The sequence below is a fragment of the Ilumatobacter sp. genome (assembly GCF_049588435.1).
Taxonomy (GTDB): Bacteria; Actinomycetota; Acidimicrobiia; order Acidimicrobiales; family Ilumatobacteraceae; genus Ilumatobacter_A.
Genome location: NZ_JBAVYV010000220.1, coordinates 1 through 8,630, shown reverse-complemented (window position 1 = coordinate 8,630; position 8,630 = coordinate 1). Strand labels below are relative to the sequence as shown.

Here is an 8,630-nt window from a genome sequence, read left to right as displayed (position 1 = left end):
GGATCGTGACGGTGACCATCGACATCACTCGAAATTTCCGGTGATGGGCGGCCGTCCCATCGAAATGATGTGGATTCATGTCGCTGGGCGTCACGATTCCACGAAGTTTCTGCGGCGGGGCGGGGCGCAGGGGTGCCTCGAGTGCGTGCGAAGCGTGCGGGGTGAGGTCGGAGGGCGGCGGTAGCGTCGCTGGACGATGGGTGCCGTAGAAGTTCTCCTGCTCGTACTGATCGCCTTCGTCCTCGTCTTCGGCGTGGGCGTGGTGGTCCTGAATCGTCGGAAGCAGGGTCAACTCCCGCCGTCGAGGCCGTCGGTCGATGGGCCGGGCGGCGCGCCGCGGTCGACGACCAAGTCGGGCACGATCCTCGAGGAGCGTTCCACGACCGCGGTCGACGAGGACATCGAGCCTGCGATCGTCGAACCGGAGGTCGTCGAACCCCAACCCGAGCCCGAACCGGCACCGGGAACGCTGCGAGATCGTCTCGCCAAGGCTCGCTCCACGTTCGCGGGTGCGATCTCCGGCGTCCTCGGGCGCAGCGGGATCACCGAGGAGAGCTTCGAGGATCTCGAGGAAGCGTTGCTGCGAGCCGATGTCGGCGTAGCGATCACCGACGAGTTGATCGAGGGGCTGCGGGCACGAGTCTCGTCGAAGGAGATCACCGAGCCGTCCGCACTCCTCGATGCCCTCCAGGAGGAGATGGCGAGTCGTCTGCGGGGGAGCGATCGTGCGCTGAACTTCGTCGATCGCGGGCCGGGCGAGCCGAACGTGTGGATGTTCGTCGGCGTCAACGGCGTCGGCAAGACGACCACGATCGGCAAGCTCGCCAACCAGCAGAGCGTCGAGGGCCGCTCGGTCCTGCTCGCTGCGGGGGACACGTTCCGTGCTGCGGCGGCCGAACAGCTCAGCACCTGGGCCGACCGTTCCGAGGCCGAGTTCGTGCGCGGTGCGGAGGGTGGCGACCCCAGTTCGGTGATCTTCGACGGTGTGGAGCGTGCTGCGTCCCGCAAGATCGACCTCGTCATGGCCGACACGGCCGGGCGTCTGCACACGAAGTCGAACCTGATGGACGAGCTGAAGAAGGTCCGCCGGGTCGCCGAGAAAGGTGCCGGTGAGGTGACCGAGACGCTGCTCGTGATCGATGCCACGACCGGCCAGAACGGTCTGATCCAGGCGCGCGAGTTCAACGAGGCCACCGACGTGACCGGAGTGGTGCTCACCAAGCTCGACGGATCCGCGAAGGGCGGGATCGTGTTCGCGATCGAGACCGACCTCGGAATCCCGGTCAAGCTCGTCGGGATCGGCGAGACGATCGGCGACCTCATCCCGTTCGATCCGGACGACTTCGTCAACGCCCTCTTCGAACACTGAGCGTGACGCAACGGGTCAGACCCGTTACGTGACGCGCTCGTGCGCCGCCCGCGCCATCCGGTGCCTGACACCCGATGGCACGGGGCCGGTAGCGTTGGATGACGTATGTTCGACAATCTCTCCGGCCGGCTCGAAGGCATCGTCAAGAAGATCCGTGGCAAGGGGCGTCTGACCGAGTCCGACGTCGACGAGGTCATGAAGGAGATCCGTTCGGCGCTTCTCGAAGCTGACGTCAACGTCACCGTCGTCCGTTCGGTCTGCAACCGCATACGCGAGCATGCGATCGGGGCGACCCGTTCGACGGCACTCGATCCTGGCCAACAGGTCGTCAAGGCCGTCAACGACGAACTGACCCGGGCGCTCGGCGGCGAGACACTGTCCATCCAGTTCGCATCGAAGCCGCCGACGGTCGTGCTGATGGCGGGCCTCCAGGGCTCCGGAAAGACCACCAACTCCGCGAAGCTCGCGAGCTGGTTCAAGGCGCAGGGCCGTCAGCCGCTCCTCGTCGGAGCCGACCTCCAGCGGCCCGCCGCAGTCGAACAGCTCCGCACGCTCGGTGCGCAGATCGACGTTCCCGTCTACTCCGACCCCGAGGATCCGGTCCTCACGGCCCACCAGGGCCTCGAGGAGGCCAAGCGACTCGGTCGTGACGTGTTGATCGTCGACACCGCCGGACGCCTGTCGATCGACGCCGAGATGATGGAGCAGGTTCGCCTGATCTCCGGCGCGGTCGACCCCGACTACACGTTCCTGGTGATCGACGCGATGACCGGTCAGGACGCGGTCCAGACCGCCGAGGCCTTCCACGAGACGTTGAAGATCGACGGCGTGATCATGTCGAAGATGGACGGCGACGCCCGCGGTGGCGCGGCCCTGTCCGTCAAGGAGGTGATCGGCCGACCGATCGCATTCGCGTCGACCGGCGAGAAGATCAACGAGTTCGAGCAGTTCCATCCCGACCGGATGGCCAGCCGCATTCTCGGCATGGGCGACATGCTCACCCTGATCGAACAGGCCGAGAAGGCCTTCGAGCAGGATCAGGCCGAGCAGGCCGCCCAGAAGATGATGGAGGGACAGTTCACGCTCGACGACTTCCTCGATCAGATGCAGCAGATCAAGAAGATGGGTTCGCTCGGCAGCCTCATGTCGATGATGCCGGGAATCCCGAAGGAACTGAAGAATGCGAACATCGACGACGACGACCTCAAGCCGATCGAGGCGATCATCCGCTCGATGACGATGGAGGAGCGCACCTTCCCGAAGGTGATCAACGGCAGCCGTCGCGCTCGGATCGCTGCCGGATCCGGCACTCAGGTCGGCGATGTCAACCGTCTCGTCAAGCAGTTCGACGACATGCAGAAGATGATGAAGAAGATGGGCGTGCTCGGCGGCGGGATGCCGGGCAAGCGCGGCAAGAAGGGGAAGAAGGGCAAGGGCGGTGGCCCCAAGCGGCCCCAGGGACTGCCCGCCGGCTTCAACCTCGAGGACATGAACTTGCCCGGAATGCCCGGGTCGGATGCGCCCGGGATGCCGGGAATGCCCGGACTCCCACGCTGAACCGGGGCTCCCGCGCCGGCCTCGCGGGAGTGTCAGCCGAAGGCGACGGGGATGATGATCGCGGATGTGATTACGGTGGCGATCGTGAGTGGGGCCCCGACGCGGGTGAAGTCGCTGAACTTGTAGCCACCGAGGCCGTAGACCATCAGGTTCGTCTGGTACCCGACCGGCGACAGGAACGAACAGGATGCGCCGATCAGCACCGCGACGGCGAGCATGCGGGGTTCGGCGCCCGCCTCGGTGGCGACCGACATCGCGATCGGGACCATCACGGCGGCCGCAGCGGTGTTGGTCAACAACTCGGTCAGGACGAGCGTCGCGAGCATCACGGCCACCACGAGTCCGACGTCGCCGAAACCGAGTCGATCGGCCTGCTGGACCAACTGGGCGATCTCGCCGGCCAGCCCACTCTGGCTCACTCCGGCCCCCAGGCTGATCGCCGCGGCCATCGTCAGGACGACATTGAGGTTGATCGCCCGCCATCCCTCGTGCAGGGTGATCGCGCCGCCGAGGATCACCGCACCGGCGGCGAGCAGCGCGGCCTCGAACAGCGAGAGCAGCCCGGTCGCAGCGATCAGGACCAGTGCGATCGTCGAGATGATCACGAGCCACCCACCGCTTCGTCGAGCCGGAGGCGGTTCGTTGACGGAGGCGACGAGCGAGAAGTCGAGGTCACCGCGCCAACGATGACCGAACGATTCCTCGGCGAGGACCAGCAGCACGTCACCGGGGCGAAGCGGAATCCGTCCGAGTTGCCCGCCGAGTGAGGCGTCGGCGCGGTGGATCGCCATCACCGCCCCGCGATACTGGCTGCGGAACTCGGCGGTCCGCAACGAGTGTCCGACGAGGCGGGAGGTCGGGGAGATGACCGCCTCGAACACCTTCGTGCCGGCTCCCTCCGCCTGGAGCACGTGCGACTGTTCGGTCGCTTCGAGACCGGGGAGGTCGTGGAGCCCGATCACGCGACCGGCATCGCCCACGAAACAACAGACGTCAGCGGCTTCGAGCACGGTGTCGGGGGCCGCACTCATCGACACGACCTCCGCCCCGTCGACACCGTGGCGCTCGATCAGCGCGAGGAAGACCCCATCCAGATTGCGGAGCCCGGAATCGGCGATCGTCCGGCCGACCAACGGGCCATCCGGCGTCACCCGAGCCGCCATCTGGAACTCGCGAGCACGTCGACCGAGATCCTCGTCCGCCGCCGTCCGGCGGGGAAGCAGGCGGGCACCGATCGTGGACAGCACCGTGATGCCGACGATCGCGACGGGCAGGCCGACGACCGTGATCTCGAACACCCCGAAGGGCTCCTCACCGGACTGCTGGACCAGATCGGAGACGACGAGGTTCGTGGAGGTGCCGATCAGCGTGACCACGCCACCGAGGATGCTGGCGAACGAGAGCGGGAGCAGAAATCGTGACGCGTCGTTCCCGGTGCGCTGAGCCCAACGCACGACGCGCGGTGCGAACATCGCGATCAACGGGGTGTTCGGGACGACCGCCGACAATGCCGCCGTGCTCCCGGTGAGTGCGATCAGCGACCCGCGTTTGCCCAGCGTGCGGTCGACGAGAGTGGCGAACGTGCCGGTGGCGGTCGCGGCACCTGCGAGCACGTAGAGGGCAGCGATCGTGGCCGGGGCCGGACTCGAGAGACCGCTGAGGGCCACGTCGGGTTCGATGACGTTGGTGAACAACAACACGCCCACGGCTCCGCCGAGCACCACCACGGGAGGGAGACGGTCCGTGACGAGGACCAGAATCGTGACGATCAGCACGATCAGAGCGATCCAGGAGTCGGCGCTCATCGGGTGGACGGTAGCCGCCAGGGGAGGTGGTGTGAAAGACGGCGACGAGGGGAACGATGCTGCTGGCGCTAGCCTTTCGACGTTCTCGAATTCGATCCCCAGGAGTGACGATCAAGATGGCAGTCAAACTGCGACTCACACGTGTCGGCAAGACCAAGCAACCTCAGTACCGCATCGTGGCGGCGGACGCCCGTTCGCCTCGCGACGGCCGGTTCATCGAGATCCTCGGACAGTACAACCCGCGTGAAGAGCCCTCGCTGATCAACGTCGACAACGACAAGATCGTCAAGTGGCTGGCCGAAGGCGCCCAGCCGACCGAGCGCGTTGCGAAGATCATCAAGATTTCCGGCGCAATGGAGCAGTTCGAAGCCTCCAAGGCATCGAAGTGAGCGACGACGCGAACAACGAATTCGCCGGCACTGCCGTCGCAGTTCTGACTCACATCGTCAAGTCGATCGTCGACGATCCCGAGGCCGTCACCGTCGAGGTCGACGAATCCGGGAACCGTCCCGCCCTGAACGTTCGTGTCGGCGACGGCGACCTCGGTCGTGTCATCGGTCGCCGTGGGCGTACCGCAGCGAGCATCCGCACGGTGACCCGTGCGGCCGCGAGCAAGGACGATGTCGAAATCGACATCGAGTTCCTCGACTGAGCAAGTCCATGAGGCCGTCAGGCCGCAACAGCTCACCCCCGGACGGCTGGCTGGCCGTCGGCCACCTGCGGCGCCCGCATGGCCTGAAGGGGGACATCTTCGTCCAGCTGACGACCGATCGGCGCGAGCGCGTCGCGCCCGGCGCCGAGTTCTTCGCTCGCGATCAACTCGTGTCCGTGGTCGCCAGTCGCGTCGCCGGCAACGGTCGGATCATCGCTCGTTTCGAGCACATTCCCGACCGGACCGAGGCCGAACGCTGGACGAACGTCGAGCTGTTCGCCGCCCCGATCGACGACCCGTCGGCACTGTGGGTTCATGAGATGATCGGGCTTCGAGTCGTCGACCAACACGGCGTCGATCGGGGCAGTGTCACCACGGTGCTCGCGAACCCGGCCGCCGAGATCCTCGAAACCGATGTCGGAGCGCTCGTTCCGACCAACTTCGTCGTCGGCGTCGCCGACGGCGTGATCACGGTCGACGCGCCCGACGGGCTGTTCGAACTGAACGATGACTGAATCACCGTCGTCCGGAGCCGGTGTCGTGCCGCTGCGGATCGACGTGTTCTCGATCTTCCCCGGACTCGTCGACGGCTTCTGCTCGGACAGCCTGCTCGGCAAGAGCCGAACGAACGGTCTGCTCGATCTTCGCTGTCACGACATCCGTGAATCGACCAGCGACGTCCATCGCACGGTCGACGATTCACCGTTCGGCGGCGGCGCCGGCATGGTGATGAAGCCCGGTCCGATCTTCGCGTCGGTCGAAGCCGCCGAACCTCCGCGTCCGCTCCTGTTGATGAGCCCGGGTGGTCGTCGGTTCGATCAGGACATGGCACAGGAGTTGGCGGATCTCGCAGAGGCATCGGGTGGGTTCAGCCTGCTCTGCGGTCGCTACGAGGGCGTCGACCATCGTGTTCGCCGCCATCTCGTCGACGACGAGGTGAGCGTCGGAGACGTGGTCCTCAGCGGGGGAGAGGTCGCCGCGTGTCTGATCATCGAGGCGGTCACCCGGCTGCGTGACGGAGCCATGGCCAATGCGCAGAGCCCGATCACGGAGAGTTTCGGGGAGTCCGGACTGCTCGAAGAGCCGCAGTACACGCGGCCGGCCGAGTTCCGCGGGTGGACCGTTCCCGACATCCTGCGCAGCGGCGATCACGCCCGCATCGAGCGATATCGACAGGCGCAGCGGCTGCACCGGACCCTGCGCGAGCGTCCGGATCTGATCGTCGCTCGCGGCGGTGTGACGGCGAACGAACAGGCGCTGTTGGAAGAGTTCCCTTCCGACCCGTATCATTGACCGGCCCACCGGGACCGGTGGGGCACCCTTCTCTCGATTCGACCAGCAGGTAGACGCCATGCAAGCCACCGACTTCATCGACAACGATTCGCTCCGCGACGACATCCCCGACTTCCAGGCGGGTGACGAGCTCAAGGTGCACGTACGCGTCGTCGAGGGTGGCAAGGAGCGCGTCCAGATCTTCCAGGGCGACGTGATCGGTCGTCAGGGTGGCGGGCTGCAGGAGACCTACACGGTCCGCAAGCTCAGCTACGGCGTCGGAGTCGAGCGTACGTTCCCGCTCCACGCGCCGACCGTGCAGAAGATCGAAGTCGTCAAGCGTGGCGACGTGCGTCGTGCGAAGCTGTACTACCTGCGCGACCGCAAGGGCAAGGCCGCCAAGATCCGCGAGAAGCGCGACTTCTGAGCCTCGGCGCTCCGGCGCCCATCATCGGCCCGCTCGGCCCCATCGTCAACACCCCGACGAAAGGCCTCTCGATGCGCGCCACGAACAACTCCGATCAGTCCAACCGCGCCCGCGGTCGGTGGGGCGAGGACCTCGCCACCGCCCACTACCGACGTCTCGGCTACGCCGTGCTCGACCGCAACTGGCGCTCGGCAACCGGTGAACTCGACCTGGTCGTCGAACGCGACGGCATCATCGTGTTCAGCGAGGTCAAGGCCCGCCGAACGGATCGGTTCGGTCCCGCGGCGTCCGCCGTCGACGTCACCAAGCAGCGTCGGATCCGACTGCTCGCGCTCGAGTGGCTCGATGCGCACCGTCGTGGCCGAGATGGCATCCGGTTCGACGTCGTCGCGATCACCGGGGTGCGCGTCGACCTGATCGAGTCGGCGTTCTGACGATCGTCAACCGAGGAATGCCCACGCGACGAGCGCGATCGCCACGATGACCGCGACGGCGACCAGCAGATAGTCGCTCGGCCGCGCTCGAAACTTCCGGTACGGGTTGAAGCCCACGTTCATCAGTATCGTCCCGAACATGGCGACCAACACCCTCGAAACCCTGATCGTGGATCGCGAGGACGGCATCGTGACCGTCACGATGAACCGGCCCCACCGCAAGAACGCCGCCAGCGGCACGATGTGGGCCGAGTTGCTCCAGGTGTTCCGCGAGGTCGACGCGAGTTCGAGCGACCGTGTTCTCGTGTTGACCGGGGCTGAAGGCGACTTCTGCTCGGGTGCCGACGTCGGAGGAATGGACGAGCGGGCGAACACGTCGAACGCCGACTCGAACGAACGGCCGAAGCACCAGTTGGCGGCGATGCGCGACATCACCGACATCTGCCTCACCCTCAACCGACTCCGTCAACCCACGATCGCCAAGGTGCGCGGTGTGGCGGTCGGCGCCGGGTTGAACATGGCGCTGTCCTGCGACCTCGTCGTCGGCGACGAGACGTCGCGCTACTCGGAGATCTTCGCCCGGCGCGGTCTCAGCCTCGACTTCGGTGGATCGTTCCTGCTCCCGCGTCGGGTCGGGCTGCACAAGGCGAAGGAGTTGGCGTTGTTCGCCGAGGTGATCGACGCCGAGGAAGCGGAGTCGATCGGTCTCGTCAACCGCATCGTGCCGAGCGGTGAGCTCGACGCGTTCGTCGACGACTGGGCGGCGCGCCTCGCAGCCGGCCCTCCGATCGCGCTGGCGATGACCAAGCGGCTGCTGAACAATTCGATGAACGTGACGCTGGAAGAGGCGCTCGACGACGAAGGACTGTCACAGACCGTCAACTTCTCGACGGCCGACACAGCCGAGGCGATGCGTGCGTTCGTCGAGAAGCGTGAGCCGAGGTTCACGGGGCGCTGAAACGTCGCAGTGCCGCCATCGGGGCGACCGGTGTCGTTAGCCTCAGCTGCGTGAACTGGTGGAAGGTGGTGCTCGTCGGGCTCGTCGCGGCCGTCGTGGGTGCGTCACCCGCCGCCGCCGCGCCGGAACCACCGCCACCTGCCGAGCCTGCACCTC

General features: G+C 66.4%; 11 protein-coding genes. 9 read left to right on the top strand and 2 right to left on the bottom strand.

Translation table 11 applies throughout. The annotated features are described in order from the left end of the window. Positions 1–196: 196 nt before the first annotated feature. Together ftsY and ffh are read left to right on the top strand one after the other, a co-directional pair. Positions 197–1,369 carry a signal recognition particle-docking protein FtsY gene (ftsY, locus tag WBV89_RS08460; protein WP_423980895.1) on the top strand — a complete coding sequence of 391 codons (1,173 nt, stop codon included), beginning with the start codon at positions 197–199 and terminating at the stop codon, positions 1,367–1,369. Positions 1,370–1,474: 105 nt separating this feature from the next. Further along, entirely contained in the window at positions 1,475–2,926 is a 1,452-nt protein-coding gene (gene ffh, locus WBV89_RS08455) for a signal recognition particle protein (RefSeq protein ID WP_423980894.1), read from the top strand. Between the two features lie 32 nt (positions 2,927–2,958). Here ffh and WBV89_RS08450 read toward each other — a convergent pair whose 3' ends face one another. Further along, positions 2,959–4,731 carry an SLC13 family permease gene (locus WBV89_RS08450; protein ID WP_423980893.1) on the bottom strand — a complete coding sequence of 591 codons (1,773 nt, stop codon included), beginning with the start codon at positions 4,729–4,731 and terminating at the stop codon, positions 2,959–2,961. A 104-nt stretch (positions 4,732–4,835) separates the two neighbouring features. Here WBV89_RS08450 and rpsP point away from each other — a divergent pair, with 104 nt between their 5' ends. The 6 genes from rpsP to WBV89_RS08420 all read left to right on the top strand — a co-directional run bounded on the left by rpsP (position 4,836) and on the right by WBV89_RS08420 (position 7,516). Beyond that, positions 4,836–5,120 carry a 30S ribosomal protein S16 gene (gene rpsP, locus WBV89_RS08445; protein ID WP_423980892.1) on the top strand — a complete coding sequence of 95 codons (285 nt, stop codon included), beginning with the start codon at positions 4,836–4,838 and terminating at the stop codon, positions 5,118–5,120. Beyond that, the gene (locus WBV89_RS08440) at positions 5,117–5,383 is read left to right on the top strand and encodes a KH domain-containing protein (protein WP_423980891.1); all 267 of its coding nucleotides are present in this window, start codon (positions 5,117–5,119) and stop codon (positions 5,381–5,383) included. The genes rpsP and WBV89_RS08440 overlap by 4 nt, the downstream gene beginning before the upstream one ends. An 8-nt stretch (positions 5,384–5,391) precedes the next feature. Then, a complete protein-coding gene (locus tag WBV89_RS08435) occupies positions 5,392–5,898 on the top strand; it encodes a ribosome maturation factor RimM (RefSeq protein WP_423980890.1) in 507 nt (168 codons plus the stop codon). Beyond that, positions 5,891–6,676: a tRNA (guanosine(37)-N1)-methyltransferase TrmD gene (gene trmD / locus WBV89_RS08430; RefSeq protein WP_423980889.1), complete on the top strand. Its 786-nt coding sequence runs from the start codon at positions 5,891–5,893 to the stop codon at positions 6,674–6,676. Before WBV89_RS08435 ends, trmD begins: the two co-directional genes overlap by 8 nt. A 58-nt stretch (positions 6,677–6,734) precedes the next feature. Further along, a complete protein-coding gene (gene rplS / locus WBV89_RS08425; RefSeq protein WP_423980888.1) occupies positions 6,735–7,082 on the top strand; it encodes a 50S ribosomal protein L19 in 348 nt (115 codons plus the stop codon). Between the two features lie 71 nt (positions 7,083–7,153). Next, positions 7,154–7,516, top strand: a complete 363-nt coding sequence (locus WBV89_RS08420) for a YraN family protein (RefSeq protein WP_423980887.1) — start codon at positions 7,154–7,156, stop codon at positions 7,514–7,516. 6 nt (positions 7,517–7,522) lie between these two features. Here the strand turns inward: WBV89_RS08420 and WBV89_RS08415 are convergent, their stop codons facing one another. Continuing rightward, on the bottom strand, positions 7,523–7,657 hold the full coding sequence (locus WBV89_RS08415; protein ID WP_423980886.1) for a hypothetical protein: 135 nt from the start codon (positions 7,655–7,657) through the stop codon (positions 7,523–7,525). Between WBV89_RS08415 and WBV89_RS08410 the strand changes: the two genes are divergently transcribed. Then, the gene (locus tag WBV89_RS08410) at positions 7,656–8,474 is read left to right on the top strand and encodes an enoyl-CoA hydratase/isomerase family protein (RefSeq protein ID WP_423980885.1); all 819 of its coding nucleotides are present in this window, start codon (positions 7,656–7,658) and stop codon (positions 8,472–8,474) included. The genes WBV89_RS08415 and WBV89_RS08410 overlap by 2 nt on opposite strands. Positions 8,475–8,630: the final 156 nt, after the last annotated feature.